Source organism: Neolewinella aquimaris (assembly GCF_014197245.1).
Taxonomy (GTDB): Bacteria; Bacteroidota; Bacteroidia; order Chitinophagales; family Saprospiraceae; genus Neolewinella; species Neolewinella aquimaris.
Genome location: NZ_JACIFF010000001.1, coordinates 681,554 through 703,780, shown reverse-complemented (window position 1 = coordinate 703,780; position 22,227 = coordinate 681,554). Strand labels below are relative to the sequence as shown.

Sequence of the window (22,227 nt, the reverse complement as noted above, 5' to 3'; positions counted from 1 at the left end):
CATGATATCTAGTTTAATGCAACTGTTAAAGGAGAAGCCGCACATGATTTTAAAAGATCATGAGAGCCTATCAAGTCTTATTAATTATATTAATGGGTACGAAATGTCCTTGCTAAATATTCCTGATTATGAACAAAAGGCTCCAACAATCAGCGAATGGTTGAGTCGAGAGATGGACCACAGCTTTAGTGCGAGTTGGTGGGCTTACATTCTTCAAAAGTATCCTAATTCTGAAGCGGGGGCACGACAGGCTTTGCTAGATGTGTTTGAAGGCTACTTGCGGTCTGTATCAAGAGTAATCAAAAGTTAATTTTTCCGCCCAATGAGTAGCGCCACGCCGGGCCGCTTTGATGCGGGATTGACGTGGCGCGGTTATTGGGCGGCACAAAAATGTGATTGGATTTGGCTTTACTGTCAAGTAAATTTATTTTATCCATGCTTCTACTTTAATTATTTAAAACTACTATTGTGCGTGACTAATTCCCGGATAGGTACATTCCTTGATGATCAGGGAGTACACTAAATTTAATCACTTACTGGGCACGTTCAAGGTTCTAGTATGTATGGTAGCCAGGCAATAGTTTACTACCGCATAGGAAAGAAGTCTTGTTTGGGAATACTGCAAATAGTACGTAAGCGGCCTTTGTCGGCTAAATACAATGCAACAATTTTAATTTATGCACCCACTGTTATCAACCCTTTTCCTTTGCGCTATTTGCACGGTCTCGTTATCAGGCCAGGAGGTTGCCTCCGGTAGCAACCTCGCCGCCTCGGCGGCCGCAGCGGCATCGGCCAGTCCCCCCTTGCGTCGTTACGTCCCGGAGGCCTGCTGCCAGTCGCTACTCAGCCTCGTCGGCGAAAGCGGAGACGAGCGGGTCGTACAAATCGCCGAACATGGACGGTTTACTTACTTGCTCAGCAACCTGTTCAGCTCGTCTGATAATAATACGTACGGGCTGTTTACCAAGCTAGACGAATGGGGACGCGTAGTTTGGCGAAAGCAATCCGAGTCCAATATGATATTTAGTTCCTTTGCCAGGCTTACGGATGGTTTTGTTGTGACCGGCGGAGTGCTTCCACCTCCGCCACAGACTCTCGGGGACCCTTCTTCGGGTTCCGGTGCGTCGACATCGACGGGCGGTTTTACTTCTTATGGTTTCGAGGCAGATGCTGGAACGCTTTACAAAATAGGCTTCGACGGTAGCACGACCTGGACCAAACGGTATAATTACCCCGGTTTCGAGCATTTAGCCGCGACTACCGACGGTAAGGCCGCCTATTTTCTAAGCCGCCGGTTGAATGTAAATAGTTATGGGGATGCTATACCCTTATTGCTTAAGGTAACTAGTGCGGGCATAGTTAGTGCCGTGGGTGAGCTCGAGCGCACCGTGACCGATGCAACATCCAGCGGGTCCTTCCAAGCCATCGATCTCTTTGTTGACGAACTGGGCCAGATCGTTGTCTTCGGGAATATTCGTGGTACCGAAGGAGCCAGTATCTTTTTGTTGAATTCCAATGGGAGCCTTTCAGCGCACTACCGGTATAGTGGGGATGCCCATAGTTTTGAGCGCGTTGCTCAGACCTCCGACGGCAGGTATATAGTGCTTGGACATGGCTCCACTAGTCAGGGAGATAGGTTGCCGCGAATATGGCTTTTTACGAAGGACAACAATACCGTCACCCTACAGGGAAGTCATAAAATCGATGCCCCCGGCACCATCGCCCGTTTTGATGCCGTAACGACCGAAGTGCTAAGCACCAACGTTGTTGCTTACTTCACCGGTAGCACCACCCAGGGCAAGTCATTTTTGGGCAAGACCGTAGCGTTCTACCGTTCACCGGCTTGGGAGTTTGCGTTTTCGGCAACTGAAGTCAAATCCGCAAGCGGAGTGTCCGTGAGTGGCAGTGTGGTCGCACCATCAGCCGATAAGAACCACCTTGTTTACGCAAATAGTCGGCTTTCTGATGGATCGGTCGAATTACAGACCTTAGTAGGTGGTATCTCAAAACGATTTGATCAGGACTGTCTCATCCAGTCAAATTGGCAAAATAGCGCCGGAACCGATCACACCATCTACCTCCAATCCGAAGGGGCATCAATCCCTACATTCACGCTCACCAGTCCCATACAGGCCGTCTTGCAGGAGGCGCAAGCGTTTTCGGAAGGCGACTGCCTCCCCGATATTATCGACGGCTGTATCCAATCATTCCCCATCCCCACACATGGATACTTTTCCATTCCCCGGCCATCGGGTTGTGACGATGCGGAGGCGGTAACCGTTACTGTCCGCAATCAGACGGGGCAATTAGTTGGGCAGCCACAAACTTTCGCGGCGTACCAAGTCATCACTCTCGACCTTTCCAATCAGCAACGTGGCATGCTTTACTACGTTGAATTGCGGAGCGATAATGGTGACCTACTACAGGTTGCTTCTATTCAGCTTACCTAATTTATTCTTTAAGCCTGACGTTTTATGAAGAACTTACCAAAGAAATTATTTGCCGCCACGATATTTTTTTTTCTCGTGTTTGCCGACCGGGCAGCCGCGGCGGATATATACGTTACCTCAACGGCGGATAGCGGCCCGGGTACTTTAAGACAGGCCATACAGGATGCGGCGGATGGCGATGTTATTCGCTTTGACGCCAGCACGAACGGACAGATGATTAAGGTGGATTCAACGCTCAAGATAACTGGTCTGGCTATTAAAATTATAGGAAATGGGGTAGATGCGACCCTGATCAGCGGACAAAACAAGACCCGTGTATTTAATATTGTCAGCGGAAGTGATATAATAGTGCGACGATTATCCGTATTCGACGGCTATGCTCCAAACGTGACCAATGCATCCGGCCGCGGTGCTGCATTTATTGTAAATGATTCATCGAATCTTCACTTAGAAGAATTTATAATAGAAGGCAATCAATCTCAGGACTGTGGAGGGGGGCTCACGGCATACGGAAGAAAAGTTCGTCTTGTAAATGGCGTCATACAGAACAATAAGTCCGGCAACTGTGGTGGCGGCGCTTACTTTCACGGCACAAAGGAGGTGGTAATCGATAACGTCCTTTTTCGGAATAACTTGGTTCTACGCAGTCGTGGAGCGGCGTACGGAGGCGGCTTGGAATTGTTACTCTGTGACTCCGCGGTGGTGAAACACTCGACCTTTATACACAATACCACCCTGGATGTCAATGCCCGCGGGGGGGGCATTAGTATGTATGCAGATGGTAAATATGAGTTCTACAGTTCGACCATTTCAGGCAACACAGCCGTACGCTATGGGGGAGCCATCCACCAACACGTCGGAGATGCACTTTTTTACGATTGTACTATTGTTAACAATCAGACGTATCAAGGGGGGGGGTACGCTGGTCAGACAAGTGAAGCAACCGTGGAATTCAAAAATTCGATCATTGCACAAAACGTTGCCGACAAGACAACGGGTGAGTTTATCATGCTTGCAAATGGACATAATACTAACTCAGGTGGCTTCAACATCGTAGGGCCAGACCCCCAGTATGCATTTCTGCAACGTCAATCGGATTTGCGCGATGTCGACCCTGGGCTACACCCTTTAAGTGAGCCGGTGACCAACGCTTTCATTCACGAGCCCAAGTCTACCAGCCCAGCCATAGATGCAGGTGATCCAGATAACGATGCTCTCGATCAATTAGGGCGGAGAGTCTACAACGCGAGGCGCGACATCGGGGCCTACGAGTTCGGACCAAACTACTTTTACGCCGACTTTGACGGAGACGGCTTCGGTGATCCCGCTACGGGCGCGTACGCCGCCACTGCCCCCAACCGGTATGTAGAGGACAAGACGGACAATTGTCCTTACTTCTACAACCCCAATCAACTCGATTCCGATGGCGACGGTATAGGTGATCCGTGTGACGACGAAAGCGAAGCATTACTAGAAGAATTCCACGCGGCCGTAGCATGTGCCGAGGTAGGCAGCAACTGGGTCACTCGTACCGACAGCGGCACGGGTGAACAATATGTTGTATACGAGGGTGCAAATTCTAACAGTGATCCACCGGCCGATGTCCCTGAAAATTACGTCCGGTTCCAGATCGAGCAGGCACAGGCTGGAGATTATATACTCTCTGCCCGCGTGCGAGCTCCAGATTCAAGTGCCGATTCCTACTGGGTGCGCGTCAATGGGGGGGCTTGGATCCGGTGGTGGCAGGGATTACAAGCCCCTGTCTTTGAGTGGAAGGAGGTCAGTGGAGGGCCCTTCACCCTTACAGAAGGGGACAACACTATCGACTTCGCGTACCGCGAGCCCAATACTCAGCTTGCTAAACTACACCTTGCCATTTCCGGTACCCCACCACCCGGTGCCGGTGATCCTAGTCTGTATGAGTGCAACACTCCCATAGCCCTGACTGAGTCTTTTTGGCTAGAAAGTGAATGCGCCGAAGTAGGTAGCGGTTTCTCGATTGAAGTCGATACCCTCGCATCCGGAGGCAGGTATGTGGTTTATTATGGACCATCTTCCACTTCTACCTCTCAGGGCGACGTGCCGGAAAATCGAGTCCGCTTTTCAGTTACCGACGCCCGGGCAGGCGTATATACCCTATATGGAAGGGTCTTGGCGCAGAGAGTAGATGAGGACTCCTTCTGGATACGCATTAATGATGGAGATTGGGTTACATGGAATGGGATAGATGCTCCCACCTGGGCCTGGAAGCAAGTAACATCCAATTCCTATTCCCTACAGGATGGCTACAACACCATTGACATAGCCTATCGGGAAAAAAAGGCACAATTGGACAAACTGCATTTTACCCTGAATGCGGCCCCCCCCACCGGCCAGGGGGAGACTTCTACAAATTGTAACTGATTAGGCAAGCACCACTACTTGGTCCATAAAGAGACATAGGGAGGTGGTCGGGTAATTTGGGACAGATTTGAATAGGAGTCTTGCTAAGTCGGATCGTTAACCGCAGCGGGAGTTTTCTTAGGACAAGCCCCCGTAGGAGACCGGGGGGCTTGGGCGTAGAAAACGGTTCATACCACGTCAAGGCCCGCCACGGGTAAGGGCTTCGTTGCTGATTATTATGATAGTTGCTTTTCAAAGTTCAACTGGCTCAGGTAACCACCGCTACAACAGCGCCCTGTTGATCGGTGCCGGCATCTACCTTGGCCTTCGCATCTGGGATATCCTCCAACTGCGCTGGGATCAGATCCAGGCGGATCAGTTCCTCATTAAGGGAGGTAAGACCGGGAAAGAAAGAACGGTCGACGTCCACGGCAACTTCCTGAAGCTGGCCCGTCGGGTAGGGGGGGCGCTGCAGACCTCCGCCGAATACCCCGGCCTGGTCAGCGGAGTGACGGCAACCGCGAGAAGGCGATCTCGGTGGCTGCCGCCAACAGGTGGATATGGAAAGCCTTCTCGACCTACGGAATTGTTTCGCAGAACGCTAGCAGGCGCAAGACCTGGGATTATCGGGGCGACCTGGCGGTACTACATTGGGCTGACGCAGGAGACGATTTCTGAGTGGCAATCTTCAATCCTTCAAATAGGAAGAATTTATATTGGGATGAGCCGATCAACATCTCATTTATTTCTCACTTACCATCACCTCAACGATCTCATCTAAGTCATGGGAGTTGGCCAGCAATTGCCCGGCTTGGTTAAACAGCAGATAGGTTGGAAACCCGCTGACGTTCAGCGGTTTCAGCTATGCGGTAAGCGGGCCGGTCGATGGCCAGGCGGCTTTCCCATTCAGTAAAGGTTTCCTCCGTGTCACCGACATTGATGCCGATCAGGTCTACCCAATCCTGGTAATTAGTGCGAAAATCACGGAGTTTCGGAAAGGCCTCGATGCAGGGTCGGCACCAGCTCCCCCAGAAATCTAACAGAAAATATTTCTTGTCCTTGCGGAAGGTTTTGAGGTCGAGCGTGCGGGCAACCGGCACCAGAATTTAGTTTTCTGTTCGTGCCGGCGGGTGGCCTCCAGGAAGGACATCCGCTCTTCCCGGTTTAGGGACTTGGTTTTACTCATTCCCTAGGCACCAAGATCAAGTCCTACGGATTCTTCTACAACGCCTTCAACGAGGCACTGCATCTTTCCGAGCGGGAGAAAGCGAAGATCACGCGCTGCATCGAAGCCATCGAAGACGAATGCGAGCAACACATCGATCAGCACAGCCAGACCGTCATCGTAGCTAACCTGGAACTGCTGCTGCACCCTGCAATCGCTTCTACGAAAGGCAATTTTGCACGCGCAGCCTCCACCAGGCCGACGTGGTGGAGCGGGTGGAGGCTACCTCAGCGACCTGCTGAAGAAAGAGACGGGCAAGAACACCCAGGAGCACATCCACTACCACTTGATCGAGCGGGCGAAGAACATTCTGCTGGCGTCCGACGAGCCGGTCAGTGCCATCGCCTACGACCTGGGCATCGAGCACCCGCAGTCGTTCGGTACCCTGTTCAAGAAAAAGGTGGGGATGCTGCCTTTTACCCAACTAAACGGTCAAGTCCTAGTGTGGAATCTGCCTGGGCAAATAAAGTTGAATTAGCCCGGCAAACCTACACCGCCTTCTTGTTGATCTCCTGGATGGCCAGATCATTCAGCTCCTCATTGAACCTGGATTCCTCGTCCAGAATAGCGTCGAGAACCTTGACCATCTTATCGTGGCCCAGGGTCATCGCGTACTGCGTAGCGGTACCGTAGCCGGAAATCTCATAATGCTCACAGCGTTGGGCCTCGGCGATTAGCCCGGCGTCCTTAACGGCATCCGTGGCATCCTCCTCGATCATTCCTTCGCACTCCTTAATGAGGCCAGCCATGGCTTCACATTTTACGCCTCCCGGTTTGACGTTGATATCCTCCAGAACTTTGCGTACCCGATCCTGCTGCGACTTGGTCTGCTTCAGGTGGTCGGTGAACATGGCTTTTAATTTGGAATCGGTGGCGGCAGCGACCATTTTCGGCAGCACTTCCGCATACTGTCCCTCCGCAGAGTACAGGTCCTTCAATTGGTGCTCGAGGAGTTCTTGTAGGTTTTTCATAGGGTATCTTGATCGAACGATGGATGGCAATTGTAGGCGAAACCGTCCGCTGGATTTGATGTTCGACGACACTTGCTCTTTGCATCAGTCAGCCGGACCCGGAACTTGTAGGCGTGCGCCCGCCAAACTGAACTCCCGATGGTTGGACACCACGCGGCGCACAGAACCCCAGTAAACTTTTACGTATAGCAATGGCATACTTGTACGTACAAATCAGTACTCATGGACCGAAAGCTCACCCTAAGCCTCAACGCCGCGGTCATCGACCGTGCCAAGCAGTATGCGCGTGAGCGGGAGACCAGTTTATCTCGTATGATCGAGCAGTATCTGGCATCACTGACCGAGCCGGAGGGTAGGGGAGCGGCACCCGCCTGCACCCCGCTGGTGGAACGCCTGGTCGATCTGAGCGGAAGGGTAGTGCGGCTCGCGCTCAACGACGACGCCTTCAGCGATTTCGAGGATGCCCTGCAGTACTATTCCGCTTTGGAGAGCGGCACGGAGGTAATCATTACGCGTAACCAAAGGGATTTTGTTCCCGCAAAACTCCCCGTCCTTTCAGCAGCCGAATACCTGATTTCCAGAGGCTAGCGGGAGAGCCTTCCGAAACTCTACTTAACATAATATAAATTATAGGAAAAAACTTGTGCATATCCTTCCTCGACCACGACACTCAAGACATCTCATCAATTCCACACTTACCAGCACCGATCCAGCAATCGTCTGTACCCACCGTACCAATGCTAAACTCGCTTTCACCCGTTTGCTATCACTCGGCCAACTGTCCATTGGCTCCTCCCACTTCTACCCTTTTTCTCTCAGTGGGTTACTATGTTAGATGCATTATTTATATGTTAGGAAATTCTTGAATGAGTAACTTTTGCTCATTAATATCAGCTCTCACCTTTTAACTATTCAGATACAAGCTCCGCGAAAAATCGCCTCATTTAGTTGAGCCCGGCCTTTGACGATCGCCGTATCCCAGCAGCACTTAGTACTTTACCCCCACAAGCGCCGCCCCTCCATGCGACTACCCGCCTACCTTCTGGTCCTGCTCACCCTGACGGGGTCGTGGTCCTGCCATTCCCCCACCCGACCCGAATTCCTGCTCCGGGCCAGTCTGCTGGTCGCCGAAGACCACACCTGGTTCCGCGCCTTCCAGCACTTCGGTGAATTGCTCGACGAACGTTCGGGAGGACGCATCCACCTCCAAACGTACCCCTCCGAACAGCTGGCCAAGGAGATCGAAGCCATCCGCATGATCCAGGCGGGGGTGATCGATATGACCACCACCAGCGCGCTGCTCAGCAATTGGACGGAGATCATGACTTTCTGCGAAATGCCCTTCCTGATGGACAGTATGGAAGAGGTCGATGCGATGCTCACCGGGCCCGTAGGTGCACGTATTCGCGATGAGATGGTCACTAAGACCGGCCTGCGGCCCGTCGGCTACTTTCAGGCCGGCCCCCGTCACCTGACCTCCAACCGGCCCGTGCGCCACCCAGACGACCTGCAGGGCTTGGTCATTCGCATCCCCAGCGTGCCGGCCTTCGTAACGGCCTGGGACGCGCTCGGAGCGAAAACCACCCCCATCGCTTTTTCCGAAGTGTTTACCTCCCTACAGCAGGGCGTGATCAATGCCCAGGAGAACCCCCTGCCGCTGACCAAAATGCTTGCGCTGTACGAAGTGCAGGAATACGTCAACCTGACCAGCCACGTGTTCGGCTGGACCTACCCCGTCATCGGAGAAAAGCAGTTCGACCGCATGCCGGCCGATCTACAGGAGATCTTTCTCGACTGCGCACGGGAGATGCAGGCCTTCGAGCGCCAACTCTTCCTGGACAACGACAACAAAACCCGCCTCGCCCTCGAAGCCAGCGGGATGACCTTCGTCGAGGTCGACCGGGAAGCCTTCAAGCAAAAGCACGGCAACGCCATCTACCGTACCCTCTCACCCGAAATGCAGGCGGTATACCGCTCCCTAAAGGATACCGTGCAGTGAGTCGCTTCATCAAAGTGGTCGGACTAGGCCTGAAGTACGGGACCTTCATCAGTACGTCAGGCTTCGTTCTGGTAATCCTGATCCAGATCTTTGCCCGTCTATTCCTGGCGACGGCCCCGTCGTGGACGGAGGAAGCCGCCCGCGTTTTCTTCGTTATCGCCATCGGCTGCTCGGCGGGGCTGGCCCTGCGGAGCGGCGAGTACGTCAACTTCGACTTTTTCTACCAGCGGATGTCTCCGGCCTGGCAACGGCGGCTAAGCTTCGCGATCGACTTGTTCACCGTCGTCCTCTTCGCCATCTTCACTTACTACGCCGTCGGGTTTACGATCATGGGCTGGGCGGAACGCTCCCCCAGCCTAAAGTTCCCGATGGCCATTCCATTCGCGGGAATGCTCCTGCTCGGCCTATCGCTGCTGCTGTACGCGGTACACCGCCTCCGCCGGCACTTCACGACCAATTCTCCTGGCAAATGATCGCACTGCTGCTCGTCACCTTCGCCGTCTGTATCCTGTTGCGCTTCCCCATCGCCTTTTCCCTGGGCCTGTCTTGCCTAGTTTTTCTGCTGGTGGAGGGAACGCCGCTGATTGTCATGCCGATGAAGATGTATTCGGGCATCGATGTCTTCGTGCTGCTGAGCATACCCGGCTTCATCATGGCCGGCAACCTGATGAACCACGGCGGACTGACGGAAAAGATCATCGCCTTCTGCAACCACCTGGTGGGCCACATTCGCGGCGGACTGGCGCTTGCCAACATCGCTTCCTCCATGCTCTTTGCCGGCATTTCGGGTACGGCCATTTCCGATACCGCCAGCATCGGTTCGGTCATGATCCCGGCCATGAAGAAGGAAGGCTACGATGCCGACTTCGCCTGCGCGGTCACGGCTTCCTCATCTACGGTGGGACCGATCATTCCACCAAGCGTTTCGATGATCATCGCCGCTACACTGACGGGTCTTTCGGTGGGAAAACTTTTCCTGGCGGGGGCCATCCCGGGTTTCCTCCTCGGCCTGAGTTTACTGGGGTATACGTACTACATCTCGCGGAAGCGGCAATATCCAAAGCACCCCCGCAGTAGCTTCCGGCAAATCGGCCGGGGCTTTATCGACACCTTTTGGGCCCTGCTGATGACCGTGATCATCCTCTACGGCATTATTGGCGGTCTGTTCACTCCTACGGAAGCTTCGATCGTTGCCGTCTTATACGCCCTCATCATCGGCCTATTCGTGTACCGGAAGCTGACCCCGCGGCGGGCCATAGTGGTCTTCCTCGACTCCATGAAAACCTCGGCGGCCTTGATGGTACTCATCGGCTTTGCCAACTTGTTCGGCTACATCCTCATTACCGAGCAACTTCCGCAGATCGTTTCTTCCCAAATCCTCGGCTTCTCCGACAACCGCTACGTGGTGCTGCTGCTGATCAACCTGCTGCTGATCTTCGTCGGCACCTTTATGGAGACGATCGCCGCCCTGCTCATCCTCTTTCCCATTCTGCTGAAAGTGGCCCTGGCGGTCGGCGTAGACCCCATTCACTTCTCGGTCATCGCACTGCTCAATCTGATGATTGGCCTCACTACCCCACCCCTCGGGGTCTGCTTGTTCGTAGCGGCCGGTATCGGAAAAGTGTCGATCGGAGCGGTAAGCCGGGCGGGCTTCCCCTTTTTATTGGTAAGCCTAGTGGTACTGGCGTTGGTGACGCTGATTCCGGAATTATCCCTATTCCTGCCAGGGCTGTTTATGGATTAATGGATCGCCTTTTTAAATTGAGACCGCTATTGCTGGTATTTTCTTTTGGACCGAAGAATTAGCTCAATTATCCACTTTCACGTTTTAGGTTTACAAACCAAAGAATGACGCCTATTGTGGTGAATATAAACAGCACTATGATTCCAAACGGAGAGTGGCGATAAACGCCCGGAATTTCAAAGAAATGAGGCTGATTTGCATCGTACACAACCGGAACGCGAGCCATTTCCTTTAAAATGTTCTTCTGCTTGTTATAGGGCAAATCAAGAGAGGAAATGATAGAGTCCCCGTCAGTGTCGGGATACTGAACGAACACTTCGTCGCTTTTCCATTCAACAACTTTACCATAAGTGTATTGGGCGTTTGATTTGAAACTTACCCAGCGGACTAACAATAATCCTGTGATCAAACTTAGTAAAAACGCTAAGCCAATTTCCAACAGAAATTTTCTAGAATTCACGTTATAGCCTTTATTCGTTTTCGCCAAACATCCAAACCTTTATAGACACACTTGTAAAAACTGTCAACCCACTCCCCATAACTTCGACCCCTACTGACCCATCATAGATCGTGAACAATCCTTCACCCCCTCAATCCCTCAATCCTTAACCCCCTTAATCCTTCATTCCCTTCACCCCCTCATTCCCTCATTCCCTTCCCCCTTCACCCCTCCTCCCAACCCGGAACCCCATCCGACCGATTGGCCGACTTCTCAAAACTCCCCGGCGTCACCCCGAACTTATCCTTGAACAGTTTCACGAAGTACGTGCTGCTGCTGAATCCGGTCTGAATAGCAATTTCCGCTACGGTCTGGTCGCCCACCCGCAGCATATCGGCAGCCCGCTGGAGGCGGTACATTTGCATGAATTGATTGGTCGACTGTCCCAGCAACCCGCGAAGTTTACGGTTCAGGCTGGTGCTGCTCATACCAATGACCCGGGCAAAATCGGGCACCTTGAAGGCTTCGTCGGATATGTGTTGCTCAAGAATGGTGGTGGCGCGTTCCAAAAATTCTGAATCGACCGGACTGGTGGCAACCTCCCTGGGTTTCAGCTCGATGGCGGTGGCAAACCGCTGCCGAAGCATGATCCTGGACTGGATCAGGTTATTCACCCTCACCAGCAGTTCCCGATTGTTGAAGGGCTTGGTAAGAAAATCGTCGGCCCCGGTCTCATAGCCGTCAATGCGGGCGGTAGAAGACGCCCGGGCGGTGAGCACGATGATTGGAATGTGACTGGTTGCCAGGGTAGACTTTAGGGTTTTACAAAGCTCGTAGCCATCCATAACGGGCATCATCACGTCGGTAATGATCAGGTCGGGCTGCCAGTCAATCGCCTTGGCAATGCCGTCGGCTCCGTTTGCCGCCTCTGCGACCCGGTAGGTATCGGCCAGGACGAAGCGTATCAGCTGCCGGAGCTCTTCGTTGTCTTCGACCAGGAGTACACGTGGTCCGTCGGGAGGAGATGCGAGCGCTGTGATTTCCGCATCTGCCTCTCCTGCCCTGCCTTTCCCTTCACTCGATTGAGTGACTTTAATTACTCCCTGCTGGTTCGGCGTGAAGGGCAGTGAAATGGTAAAGGTTGAACCCCGACCGTATTCGCTCTCGACGGCAACTTTTCCGCCGTGAAGGCGCACCGTCTCACGTACAAGTGAAAGCCCGATGCCACTCCCTTCTACGGTGGTGTGCAGGCTGGCGGCGCCCTGAAAGAAGCGATTAAATACTCCACCGACCATCTCTTTAGGAATGCCGACGCCGGTGTCGACCACTTCAATGATCGCTTCTCCCCCCGCTTCCTTAACCGTCACGGTCACCCGGCCCCCTGCACCGGTAAATTTCAGAGCATTGGAGAGGAGATTATTGACTGCATCCTCAAGTTTCTGTTTGTCGACACTCATCAACAACTGCTGCCCCTTGCCCACGAAGTGTAGGTCGATCCCTTGCTGTTCGGCCAGGTGACTGAAGGAGTTGGTGGTTTGTCGCACCAGCTTGCAGAGGTCGATGACCTCAACGTCAACGTTGTCCTCGGTCGCTTCAAGACGCGAAAGCTCCAGGATGCGATTCACCAGGCGCAGTTGCCGCTGGGCATTTCGCAGGGCCAGTTTCAGGAGCTTATGTTCGGGTGAAGGTGCGCTAAACTGCTTGAGCAGCTGCTCGAGCGGCCCCATGATTAGGGTAAGCGGCGTCCGGAACTCGTGAGAAATATTGGCAAAAAAACGTGATTTTAGTTGACTTTGCTCGGTGAGTGTTTGTGCCCTGATACGAATGTCGTTCACCTTACTGTAAAGCCCGAAAAACAGGAGAGTGGAAAAGCCCAGCGTCCCTATTTCAAAAATGATCTGCGCCCAGGGGGAATACTTACCGTAGATCAGGAGCTGCCCAACGTAGATCACCGCGGGGACCAGCAGCATGGCCGTTCCCATCAGCAGTCGTCCGGCGGGATGAGATCCGCGGCGGGCAAGCAAGAACACCGGGGCTGCGGTAAACACGATCCACACCAGGGTCATCCCGTTGGCGATAAGGACGGAGGTGGCAATGTGCAAACGACTAACATCAAACAGAAACTGGGCTGCTACCGCCGCCGCGACGATCACCAGTAAAAAATTGGTGTACCGCGGCCAGAAATTTCTCAGGTCGGTAAAGGCGATCAGAAAGAAGGTGAGCGAAATGATCAGCCCCGATATCGTATACTGAATCAACCCGAACCCGTTACCGGTGGGGCTGCCGATTCCGATCAGGGAGGTAACCTGGTTCTCGTCGGCGAAGTAAAAGGCAAAACAGACGGTGAGCATCGCAAACCACAAGAACGCCCGCTCCCGGAATAGTCCGTAGGTCACTACCCCCAGGGCGGCAATCGCAAGCATAAGACCGATGTAGATAGAATGCCAGGCGACCGAACGGATGTGTGCGTTCACGGCGGCCCGTTCGGGTATGAGCCGGGCTGAAGCCACATCGTCCGCCGGCCAGCCGTAGGCTTCAAATAGCCGGACGTACAGATCAATTTCTTCTCCCCCGCCCAGTCCCACCGAAAACACGTTGGGTGCGAAGGTGACGTAGGGTCGGTGCGACCAGTCGCCCCGCGTCCACTGCTTCGACTCCGTTATCGCTTCCCCTACCACCCGATACAGTCCAATGCTATCGGCATCGTGGTGAAGCCGCAATAGGACGTTCTTGGGGGTGGGTCCGTCATTTTTCAGCCGAAACTTCACCCAGGTGTAATAGTCGCGCAGGTCGATCCGCTTACCGTCGGTGACGTGCCACTGTCGCGCACTGTCCGGGAGGGCTAGTACATCGTGAATGGTTTTCCAACCTGCGGTATCGATCAACATTTTTCCCTGAATCAGGACGGATTTACTGTCCGTGTCCCGGGGCAAAACGGCCAGTACGGTGCTGTCCCGACTGGGTCCCGCCAGCACGGCTCCACTACATCCGAGCAGGAGTAAAATCCAGAGGATTATGTTAACGCGGGGAAAAGCCATTCAATCTCGAGTGTGTCCTGACATACTTTGCCGTATGCTATACCTATTATAACTGCAACGTCGTAGGTTTGGTCCCGGTACGGCGGCTCTGCATTTAACGTCATTGCACCCGCGTTCCCGCCAAACCTTGCCTCTATGCGCCAGCTTACCCTGTTATTCGTCACTGCTCTCCTGCTAGCCTGCACGGTCACGCGCCCCACGGCCGAGGACTGGATCCCGCTCTTCAACGGGACCGACCTGACCGGCTGGGACATCAAGATAGCCGGCCGCCCCTTAAATGACAACTTTCGCAATACGTTCCGCGTGGAGGACGACATGATTCGCATCAGCTACGACGACTACGAAAGCTTCGACGACGCCTACGGACACCTGTACTACCGTCAACCGTATTCACACTATAAACTGAAGTTTGAGTACCGGTTTACCGGAGAGCAGACTCCCGGCGGAGCGGAGTGGAACGTGCGCAACAGCGGGGTCATGCTGCACAGCCAGAGTGCCGCAAGCAACGACTACGGTCAGACCTTTCCGGTATCCGTCGAGCTGCAGCTGCTGGGGGGACTCGGCAAGGGCCCGCGCACCACCGGCAACGTATGTACCCCCGGAACGGCGGTCGTAATGGGCGATACCATCGATTACCGTCACTGTATCTCCTCGTCCTCACGGACCTACAATGGCGACGGTTGGGTGAAGGCCGAAGCCGTCGTGCTGGGAGGGGAAGCCATGCACTTTTTGATCGAGGGCGACACCGTGCTCAGCTTCAAACAACCCCAGATCGGGGGCGGATTTACCAGGCGCAGCGGAAGCCAGGACCACTGGGAGCAGGCCGGATTTACCGACTCTTGGCAAAATTGGGTGAAGCGGGAGGGCGAAATCCTGACCGAGGGCTACATTGCCCTGCAGGCGGAAAGTCACCCCATCGATTTCCGCAACATCAAACTGCTCGACCTGAGCAAGTAACCAAACTAACAGTTGGGCGGGGCCGCGGGTCCCGTGCAATCCATAAAACAGCAGGCTATGTACCACCCCTTGTGTATGCTACGCGTTCTGGCGCTCGTTCACTTTGTTGCATTCACCCTTTCTTGCGGGGCGCAAGTACCGGTACGGCCGGCCGAACCGGAATTCCCGGAGTTGGAGGTGCGCGCATCCCTCGATCGCTACCGCGAACCGACGATTACCACGCGCAGGTTCAAGCAGGAAGATCTCCAACCACTGATCGATGCGCTTTCCCCCGGGTTTACCGTGGACGTTCCCGGCCGATCGGTGGAAGACCGACCGCTGTGGCGCGTCAGTTGGGGAGAAGGGCCTACGACGGTTCTCCTGTGGTCGCAAATGCACGGCGACGAGCCCACCGCGACCGCCGCCCTCTTCGACTTGTTCAACTGGTTACGGGGATCGGGCGACGGACTTGACACATTGAGGCAAATGTTTGCTACCCAACTGCAGTTGACCTTTCTGCCGATGCTGAATCCCGACGGAGCAGCCCGCTTCGACCGGCGCAACGCACTTGGCATCGACCTGAACCGCGACGCGCTGCACCTGACCAGTCCCGAAGCCCAACTGCTCAAGAACGAGCGGGATCGCCTGGACGCGGATTGGGGCTTCAACCTACACGACCAGGGCATCTATTATTCGGCGGGCTTTCCTGCGGAAAAGGGGTGCGTTCTGTCTATCCTAGCGCCGGCCTACGACTGGGAAAAATCGATGAACGACAAGCGGGAAGATGCTACGCAGGTCATCGCCCTCATGAACGCGCTGTGGCAGAAGGACGTGCCCGACCAGGTCGGCCGCTACAACGACGACTTCGAGCCCCGCGCCTTTGGCGACAACCTGCAAAAGTGGGGAACCCGGACCATCCTGATCGAATCGGGCGGCTACCCGGGTGATCCGGAAAAGCAGGAGATCCGTCGCCTGAACCTACTCGGCCTCATCGCGGGGCTGCACGGCATTGCCACCGGGAGCTACGAGACCCATTCCGTTGGGGAATACTGGGAAATTCCCGAAAACCAATCGAACGGCATGCACGAACTGATTTTAGAGAACGTCGGCATCGAACGGGGCGGCAAGCGGTACGTAATGGACGTTGGAATGAGGCGGTCGGAAACCCCGGTCGGACCGGACAACCGCGAGTTTACCAGTCGGGCCTACATCAGTGACCTGGGCGACCTGCACACCTTTGGCGCGTTTAACCGACTCGATCTTGCCGGTAAACGGGTTGAAGTGGGTAAGGAGTACCCGGGAGAATTGACCTCCAAACACATCACAACCCTCAGTCCCGGAGAGTTGTACGCCCAGGGGTACACGGCCGTTCGGTCGGCTGCTCCCCTACCCCACCATCCGTCGGCGGACCGGCTGCGCTTACTTTCCGGTCGGGAGCGCTTGTCCGGCAGCATATTTATCGGGGGCGCCACCGATTTATTAGTGTACGATGAGGCGGGGCAATTGGAGTTCGTGGTAGCAAACGGCAGAGTTGTCTTCATCGACTAGGACGGAAATAGCCATAATTTCAAATAAAGAAAATTTAGGATGAGTAAAATATCACGGTAGTTAGTGTGATTTTTACACATATTTTCGTGAAACCCTCATTTATGGCGATTGTGTTGCGTAGTTATTGACAACTTGTCGTTTATTTGTGTAATCGTATCTTTACATACCGTGAAGTTCCGTTTGTCCTGATTTAACCCCCGGCCGACGTTACCTGGCCAACCAAGTAAAAGCCTACAACTTACACTTCCCGAATGTCCGCTTCCCGGCGGCGCTCGGGCTTAAGGTCGATCATTTAACACTCCTAGGTAATGAAGCAATTCAACTTTCTTATTCGTGGCATCCTTACGGCCGCGATATTCCTGATCTCCCTGGCGGTCACCGCCCAAACCCGGACCATTTCCGGTACGCTGACGGATGAAAGCAGCGGTGACCCACTCATCGGAGCCAGTATCCTCGTTAAGGGCACCACCCGCGGTACGGTGACCGATTTCGACGGCAACTACACGATCGAAGCGGCCGACAACGAGACGCTGGTCATCTCCTACACCGGCTATGCTACCCGTGAGGTGCAGGTAGGAATGAACGACAACATCTCCATGGGGCTGGCCAGTGGCGAGTTGCTGGATGAAGTAGTCGTGGTCGCCTACGGTAAACAGAAAAAGGCCACGGTTACGGGAGCCGTCGTCGCGCTGGAAGGCGGGGCCCTCGAACGCTCCCCCTCCGTAAACCTGGGTGCATCGCTGGCCGGTCGCCTGCCGGGTGTGGTGGTCATCCAGACCAGTGGCGAACCCGGAGCCGACGACGCTCAGATCAACATTCGCGGTCAGAACACCCTCGGTAACAGCAGCCCGCTCATCGTAATCGACGGAATACCCGACCGCGAAGGAGGACTTTCCCGCCTGAACCCTCAGGACATCGAATCGATCTCCGTACTTAAGGACGCTTCCGCCGCCATCTACGGAGCCCGTGCCGCCAACGGGGCCATCCTCGTTACCACTAAGCGTGGTACCACGGGTAAGCCGACCATCTCCTACGACTTCAACCAGGGATGGGCCCAGCCCACCACCGTTCCCGAAATGTCCAACGCCGTAGAGTACGCGACCATCATGAATGAGTTGCCGATCTACCAGAGCATCCCCGTCGACGAATGGGGCGCGGCCTGGGAGGCGATCCAGACGACCGGCACCTACGACTCCCCCACCGACGGCGTCGGTACACTCAACGCAAACTATAGCCCCGAGGCGGTCCGGCTACACGGCGAGGGCAGCGACCCCTGGGGTTACCCCGATACCGACTGGTTCGGCGATGCCTTCCAAACCTGGGCTCCCCAGGGACGTCACAACCTGCAGGTGAACGGCGGCACGGAAAATCTCCGCTACCTGGCTTCCCTCGGCTATACCACCCAAGACGCTTTCTACAAGAACACGGCCACGAAGTACAAGCAGTACAACTTCCGCATTAACCTCGACGCCGACATCAACGACTACATCACCACCAGCCTCGGCATGATGGTGCGCCGTGAGGATCGCCGTTTTCCCACCGAAAGCGCCGGCTCCATCTTCCGGATGCTGATGCGCGGTCGTCCGACCGAACCCGAAGTATGGCCCAACGGCCTTCCCGGTCCCGACATCGAAAACGGTCAGAACCCTTACGTCATCACCACCAACGCGACCGGCTACCAGGATAACCCGACCGACTACATCCAGACCAACGGTTCGATCAACCTGACCAACCCCTGGATCGAAGGCCTGGCCCTGAACCTATCGGCCGCGGTCGACCACAGCAACGAAAGCAACAAGCGGTGGCAGACCCCCTGGAAACTCTACTACTGGGACCGCGTCAGCTACGAAGCCGACGGCGTAACCCCGCTGCTGGAAGGAGCCACCCGCTCGAACTTCACCGACCCCCGCCTCCGACAGGGCAACAACACTACCCTCAACACCAACCTATCGGCACGTCTTAATTACGACGCGGAGATCGGAAGTGGACACAGCCTCGGACTGATGGTCGGCGTAACCCGCGAAACCTACGAGGGTGAAGGCTACTTTGCCTACCGCAGAAACTACATCTCCACCGCCGTCGACCAGCTGTTCGCGGGTGGATCGCTGAACCAGGACACCGGAGGCTCCGGGTACAACCGCGCCCGCCTGGGTTACTACGGCCGCGCCCAGTATGACTACCAGGACAAGTACTTGGTAGAATTCATCTTCCGCTACGACGGTTCCTACATTTTCCCGGAGCAGGATCGCTTCGGTTTCTTCCCCGGTATCCTTGCCGGATGGAACGTAACCAGTGAAGATTTCTTCAACGTTCCCGGCGTCGACTTGCTGAAACTGCGCGCCAGCTACGGTCAGATGGGCAACGACCAGGTATTTTTCGATTCCAACGGAAACGGTGTTGCGGACCCTGATGAATTGCAGGAGTACGCCTTCCTTTCCACCTACGGTTTCGGCAGCTACCCCATCAACGGGGTGGTAGAAACCACGCTGCAGGAACAGCTGCTGGCCAACCCCAGCTTCACCTGGGAACGGGCCAACAACCTGAACTTCGGTATCGATGCCGTGCTCTTCGGCAACCGGGTGGATGTGACCCTGGAATACTTCCGCAACCTCCGGACGCAGATTCTGATCCAGGAGACCGGCTCCACGCCCTCCTCTTCCGGCATCAACAGCTTGCTCCCCCCCGTCAATGCCGGCGAGGTAGAGAACAAGGGCTTCGAGTACAACCTGGGCTACAACAGCAATGCCGGCAATGCCTTTAAGTATCGCTTTGGCATCAACGGCGGATACGCTAAGAACAAAGTACTGTTCATGAGTGAGATCCCCGGTGCGCCCGAGTACCAGCTCCAGGAGGGTAAGCCCATCGGCGCCTACCTCGTGTATGAGTCCGACGGTGTATTCCGCGACCAGCAGGAGATCAACAACAACGAACTGGATTACAGCGCCGTTACCGGCCAGTTGCTTCCGGGCGACATGAAGTTCAAAGACATCAACGGTGACGGCATCATCGACGGCGACGACCGGGTACGGATCGACGATAACGGCACGCCGACCTTTAACTTCGGTGCCAACCTTTCGGCCAGCTACAAGGGTTTTGACCTTTCCATGCTCTTCCAGGGTGCCAGGGGCTCGTCGCTACGGGTACAGACCGAATCCGGCGACATCGGCAACTACCTAAAGTACAGCTACCAGAATCGCTGGAGCATCGACAACCCCAGCAGCACCGATCCACGCCTGGCCAGCCGCGGCGACACGTACTACACGGGCGGCAACTACGGCAACAATACCTACTGGCTGTTCAGCAAAAACTACGTTCGCCTGAAGAATGCCGAGATCGGTTATACCCTGCCGACGAATCTGGTGGGCAAACTGCCAATCCGCAGCCTTCGCGCTTACGTAAATGGGTACAACCTGATCACCTTCGACAGTCTCGATTTCTTCGATCCCGAAGCAACCAACAGCGGCGGCGTCTATTACCCCCAGACCCGGGTAATCAACGTAGGCTTCAATATTACTCTCTAATCATGCAACCACAACCGATCATGAATACTATAAAAAACGCCGGCTACCGCCTGCTGTCGACGGTTGGGATCTTTGCCGTCCTACTGATCTCCGCCTGCGATACGGATTTTCTGAACACCGAACCCCTGGATAGTATTTCCAGCGATGCAACCTGGGCCGACGGTCCGCTTTCCGAAGCGTTCATCTACAACGTCTACTCCTTTCTCGGCTACGGCGGTTTTGAAGAGCAGATGCTCGCATCCATCACGGACGAGGCCATGTTCACCCACGCGGGTCGCAACATCAATACCTTTACCGAGGGCACCGAATCACCCGCCAACACCGGCTGGATGAGCCCGACCTACCGCTGGGACGTCATGTACCTGGCTATTCGCCAGGCAAACATTGCCATTCAGGAACTTCCTACCTCGACCTTCGACAACGACGAGCTCCGCGACCGCCTGCTCGGGGAGGCCCACTTCCTACGTGCCTACTACTACCATCAGCTGGCTCGCTTCTACGGCGGGGTACCGCTCATCAAGACTCCCTACGGACTGAACGAAGACTACACCATTGCCCGATCCAGCTGGGAAGAAACGGTAAACTTCATCGTCGAGGACCTCGATAAGGCCGCCGCCATGCTGGAGGGCAAACCGGAGACACCGGGCCGTACCTCACGGCTGGCCGCACAGGCGCTCAAGTCGCGCATCCTACTCTACGCCGCCAGCGACATGCACGACGCCGCCTCTTTCGAGGCGAAGTCTTCCACCATCGCCGGCTACGGCAATATAGATTTGCTGGCCTACACCGGAGGGGATCGCACCGCCCGCTGGACCGCCGCCCGCGACGCCGCCAAGGCAGCACTCGATGCCGGTACGGGCTATAAGATGGGACTGACCGAACCGGTCTCCGCCGAACAGGGCATGCAGAACTACATCTCGCTCTCCATGGGTGGGGGCAGCTCGGTAGGCGATGCCGCCGCGGCCGTCGAGCTGATTCTTCAGCGTACCACCACCCCACTCTACACCCAGGAAAGCAACTGGCCACTGGGACCCATTCACTTCGGCATCAACAACGGCCCCAACGGCTACCACAACTGGGCGGGCAACACTCCCATTCAGCAGCTGGTCGATGACTACGAAATGATGGACGGCTCCTCCTTCGACTGGAGCGACAGCGAGATGGCTTCCGCCCCCTTCGAGAACCGCGATCCCCGCTTCTACGCAACCGTGATGTACGACGGCGCCGGATGGAAGCCCCGGCCCGCTGACGTAGTGGGAATCGAGCCCTATAATGAGATCCAGACTGGTTACTACGACGACGGCAACGGCGGCACCATCAACGGGGTCGATACCCGCGAGTCTCCGATCGAAAACTGGAACGGCAGCCGTACCCACTATTACGTACGCAAGTTCATCGATCCGGATCCAGCACTGAAGGACAACCAGTCCAACGCTCAGGTCGTTCCCTGGCCCTTTATCCGCTATACGGAAGTCGTCCTTAACTACGTGGAGGCCAGCCTGGAACTCGGCGAAGAGGAGGAAGCCCGCAACTGGCTCAACCAGATTCGCTTCCGCGTGGGCATGCCCGCAGTCACCGCATCCGGAAACGAGTTGATGGAACGGTACCAAAACGAGCGGCGCATTGAACTCGCTTACGAAGAGCACCGCTACCACGATGCACGCCGCTGGCTCATTGCCGCGGAGACGCAGGGAGACGTGATCGAGGTAATCGACGTTAGGGCCAAATTGCGCCCCGGTAAGCAACCGCACGTTCCCTACAAGTACGATCCCGAGGTATACGAGTACACCTACGAAGTGGCCGAGAATACCGAGAACGAAAATCGCAACTGGAACGACAAGATGTACTTCCGGGCCATCACCCGCGACGAGATCAGTCGGAACCCCCTCCTGGTGCAGAACCCTGGTTTCTAGCATTTACCCTTCACTTGAAGATCCGTCTCTCCACAAGTTTGGGAGACGGATCTTCCTGTTT

18 protein-coding genes are annotated in these 22,227 nt (G+C 55.2%); 13 read left to right on the top strand and 5 right to left on the bottom strand.

Going from position 1 to position 22,227, the window contains the following annotated elements; translation table 11 throughout:
* Window positions 1–16 precede the first annotated feature (16 nt).
* The 4 genes from GGR28_RS02885 (at window position 17) to GGR28_RS02870 (ending at window position 5,613) form a co-directional block, all read left to right on the top strand.
* A complete protein-coding gene (locus GGR28_RS02885) occupies window positions 17–310 on the top strand; it encodes a hypothetical protein (RefSeq protein WP_183494207.1) in 294 nt (97 codons plus the stop codon).
* A gap of 367 nt (window positions 311–677) precedes the next feature.
* A complete protein-coding gene (locus GGR28_RS02880) occupies window positions 678–2,450 on the top strand; it encodes a T9SS type A sorting domain-containing protein (protein ID WP_183494206.1) in 1,773 nt (590 codons plus the stop codon).
* 24 nt (window positions 2,451–2,474) lie between these two features.
* Window positions 2,475–4,853: a choice-of-anchor Q domain-containing protein gene (locus GGR28_RS02875; RefSeq protein ID WP_183494205.1), complete on the top strand. Its 2,379-nt coding sequence runs from the start codon at window positions 2,475–2,477 to the stop codon at window positions 4,851–4,853.
* A gap of 217 nt (window positions 4,854–5,070) precedes the next feature.
* Window positions 5,071–5,613, top strand: a complete 543-nt coding sequence (locus tag GGR28_RS02870) for a site-specific integrase (RefSeq protein ID WP_183494204.1) — start codon at window positions 5,071–5,073, stop codon at window positions 5,611–5,613.
* A 34-nt stretch (window positions 5,614–5,647) separates the two neighbouring features.
* On the opposite strand, the gene GGR28_RS02865 is transcribed toward GGR28_RS02870, so the two are convergent.
* Window positions 5,648–5,932, bottom strand: coding sequence for a TlpA family protein disulfide reductase (locus tag GGR28_RS02865; RefSeq protein WP_183494203.1), 285 nt, complete (start codon window positions 5,930–5,932; stop codon window positions 5,648–5,650).
* An 89-nt stretch (window positions 5,933–6,021) separates the two neighbouring features.
* Window positions 6,022–6,204: a hypothetical protein gene (locus GGR28_RS02860; protein ID WP_183494202.1), complete on the bottom strand. Its 183-nt coding sequence runs from the start codon at window positions 6,202–6,204 to the stop codon at window positions 6,022–6,024.
* 28 nt (window positions 6,205–6,232) lie between these two features.
* Between GGR28_RS02860 and GGR28_RS02855 the strand changes: the two genes are divergently transcribed.
* Window positions 6,233–6,535: a helix-turn-helix domain-containing protein gene (locus tag GGR28_RS02855; protein ID WP_183494201.1), complete on the top strand. Its 303-nt coding sequence runs from the start codon at window positions 6,233–6,235 to the stop codon at window positions 6,533–6,535.
* A 10-nt stretch (window positions 6,536–6,545) separates the two neighbouring features.
* Here the strand turns inward: GGR28_RS02855 and GGR28_RS02850 are convergent, their stop codons facing one another.
* A complete protein-coding gene (locus GGR28_RS02850; protein ID WP_183494200.1) occupies window positions 6,546–7,028 on the bottom strand; it encodes a YciE/YciF ferroxidase family protein in 483 nt (160 codons plus the stop codon).
* Window positions 7,029–7,250: 222 nt separating this feature from the next.
* Here GGR28_RS02850 and GGR28_RS02845 point away from each other — a divergent pair, with 222 nt between their 5' ends.
* The 4 genes from GGR28_RS02845 to GGR28_RS02830 all read left to right on the top strand — a co-directional run bounded on the left by GGR28_RS02845 (window position 7,251) and on the right by GGR28_RS02830 (window position 10,771).
* Window positions 7,251–7,616, top strand: a complete 366-nt coding sequence (locus tag GGR28_RS02845; RefSeq protein ID WP_183494199.1) for a DUF6364 family protein — start codon at window positions 7,251–7,253, stop codon at window positions 7,614–7,616.
* A gap of 433 nt (window positions 7,617–8,049) precedes the next feature.
* Window positions 8,050–9,027, top strand: a complete 978-nt coding sequence (locus GGR28_RS02840; RefSeq protein ID WP_183494198.1) for a TRAP transporter substrate-binding protein — start codon at window positions 8,050–8,052, stop codon at window positions 9,025–9,027.
* On the top strand, window positions 9,024–9,500 hold the full coding sequence (locus GGR28_RS02835; protein WP_183494197.1) for a TRAP transporter small permease: 477 nt from the start codon (window positions 9,024–9,026) through the stop codon (window positions 9,498–9,500). Before GGR28_RS02840 ends, GGR28_RS02835 begins: the two co-directional genes overlap by 4 nt.
* On the top strand, window positions 9,497–10,771 hold the full coding sequence (locus tag GGR28_RS02830) for a TRAP transporter large permease (RefSeq protein ID WP_183494196.1): 1,275 nt from the start codon (window positions 9,497–9,499) through the stop codon (window positions 10,769–10,771). The genes GGR28_RS02835 and GGR28_RS02830 overlap by 4 nt, the downstream gene beginning before the upstream one ends.
* Window positions 10,772–10,838: 67 nt before the next feature.
* Here GGR28_RS02830 and GGR28_RS02825 read toward each other — a convergent pair whose 3' ends face one another.
* Both GGR28_RS02825 and GGR28_RS02820 read right to left on the bottom strand, forming a co-directional pair.
* Complete coding sequence (locus tag GGR28_RS02825; RefSeq protein WP_183494195.1) at window positions 10,839–11,231, bottom strand: hypothetical protein; 393 nt, start codon at window positions 11,229–11,231, stop codon at window positions 10,839–10,841.
* A 203-nt stretch (window positions 11,232–11,434) separates the two neighbouring features.
* The gene (locus GGR28_RS02820; protein WP_183494194.1) at window positions 11,435–14,248 is read right to left on the bottom strand and encodes an ATP-binding protein; all 2,814 of its coding nucleotides are present in this window, start codon (window positions 14,246–14,248) and stop codon (window positions 11,435–11,437) included.
* A gap of 135 nt (window positions 14,249–14,383) precedes the next feature.
* Here GGR28_RS02820 and GGR28_RS02815 point away from each other — a divergent pair, with 135 nt between their 5' ends.
* The 4 genes from GGR28_RS02815 to GGR28_RS02800 all read left to right on the top strand — a co-directional run bounded on the left by GGR28_RS02815 (window position 14,384) and on the right by GGR28_RS02800 (window position 22,166).
* Window positions 14,384–15,205 carry a 3-keto-disaccharide hydrolase gene (locus GGR28_RS02815; protein WP_183494193.1) on the top strand — a complete coding sequence of 274 codons (822 nt, stop codon included), beginning with the start codon at window positions 14,384–14,386 and terminating at the stop codon, window positions 15,203–15,205.
* A gap of 57 nt (window positions 15,206–15,262) precedes the next feature.
* Window positions 15,263–16,732, top strand: coding sequence for a M14 family zinc carboxypeptidase (locus GGR28_RS02810; RefSeq protein WP_183494192.1), 1,470 nt, complete (start codon window positions 15,263–15,265; stop codon window positions 16,730–16,732).
* A 308-nt stretch (window positions 16,733–17,040) separates the two neighbouring features.
* On the top strand, window positions 17,041–20,253 hold the full coding sequence (locus GGR28_RS02805) for a SusC/RagA family TonB-linked outer membrane protein (RefSeq protein WP_183494191.1): 3,213 nt from the start codon (window positions 17,041–17,043) through the stop codon (window positions 20,251–20,253).
* A gap of 20 nt (window positions 20,254–20,273) precedes the next feature.
* Complete coding sequence (locus GGR28_RS02800; RefSeq protein WP_183494190.1) at window positions 20,274–22,166, top strand: RagB/SusD family nutrient uptake outer membrane protein; 1,893 nt, start codon at window positions 20,274–20,276, stop codon at window positions 22,164–22,166.
* The last annotated feature ends 61 nt before the right edge of the window (window positions 22,167–22,227 follow it).

What these genes read in the sequence shown, in the direction of transcription:
- GGR28_RS02830 (WP_183494196.1), top strand. Translation starts at nt 9,497, where the DNA reads ATGATCGCACTGCTGCTCGTCACCTTCGCCGTCTGTATCCTGTTGCGC.
- GGR28_RS02810 (WP_183494192.1), top strand. Translation starts at nt 15,263, where the DNA reads ATGTACCACCCCTTGTGTATGCTACGCGTTCTGGCGCTCGTTCACTTT.
- GGR28_RS02815 (WP_183494193.1), top strand. Translation starts at nt 14,384, where the DNA reads ATGCGCCAGCTTACCCTGTTATTCGTCACTGCTCTCCTGCTAGCCTGC.
- GGR28_RS02840 (WP_183494198.1), top strand. Translation starts at nt 8,050, where the DNA reads ATGCGACTACCCGCCTACCTTCTGGTCCTGCTCACCCTGACGGGGTCG.
- GGR28_RS02805 (WP_183494191.1), top strand. Translation starts at nt 17,041, where the DNA reads ATGAAGCAATTCAACTTTCTTATTCGTGGCATCCTTACGGCCGCGATA.
- GGR28_RS02875 (WP_183494205.1), top strand. Translation starts at nt 2,475, where the DNA reads ATGAAGAACTTACCAAAGAAATTATTTGCCGCCACGATATTTTTTTTT.
- GGR28_RS02850 (WP_183494200.1), bottom strand. Translation starts at nt 7,028, where the DNA reads ATGAAAAACCTACAAGAACTCCTCGAGCACCAATTGAAGGACCTGTAC.
- GGR28_RS02820 (WP_183494194.1), bottom strand. Translation starts at nt 14,248, where the DNA reads ATGGCTTTTCCCCGCGTTAACATAATCCTCTGGATTTTACTCCTGCTC.
- GGR28_RS02870 (WP_183494204.1), top strand. Translation starts at nt 5,071, where the DNA reads ATGATAGTTGCTTTTCAAAGTTCAACTGGCTCAGGTAACCACCGCTAC.
- GGR28_RS02800 (WP_183494190.1), top strand. Translation starts at nt 20,274, where the DNA reads ATGAATACTATAAAAAACGCCGGCTACCGCCTGCTGTCGACGGTTGGG.
- GGR28_RS02845 (WP_183494199.1), top strand. Translation starts at nt 7,251, where the DNA reads ATGGACCGAAAGCTCACCCTAAGCCTCAACGCCGCGGTCATCGACCGT.
- GGR28_RS02885 (WP_183494207.1), top strand. Translation starts at nt 17, where the DNA reads ATGCAACTGTTAAAGGAGAAGCCGCACATGATTTTAAAAGATCATGAG.
- GGR28_RS02880 (WP_183494206.1), top strand. Translation starts at nt 678, where the DNA reads ATGCACCCACTGTTATCAACCCTTTTCCTTTGCGCTATTTGCACGGTC.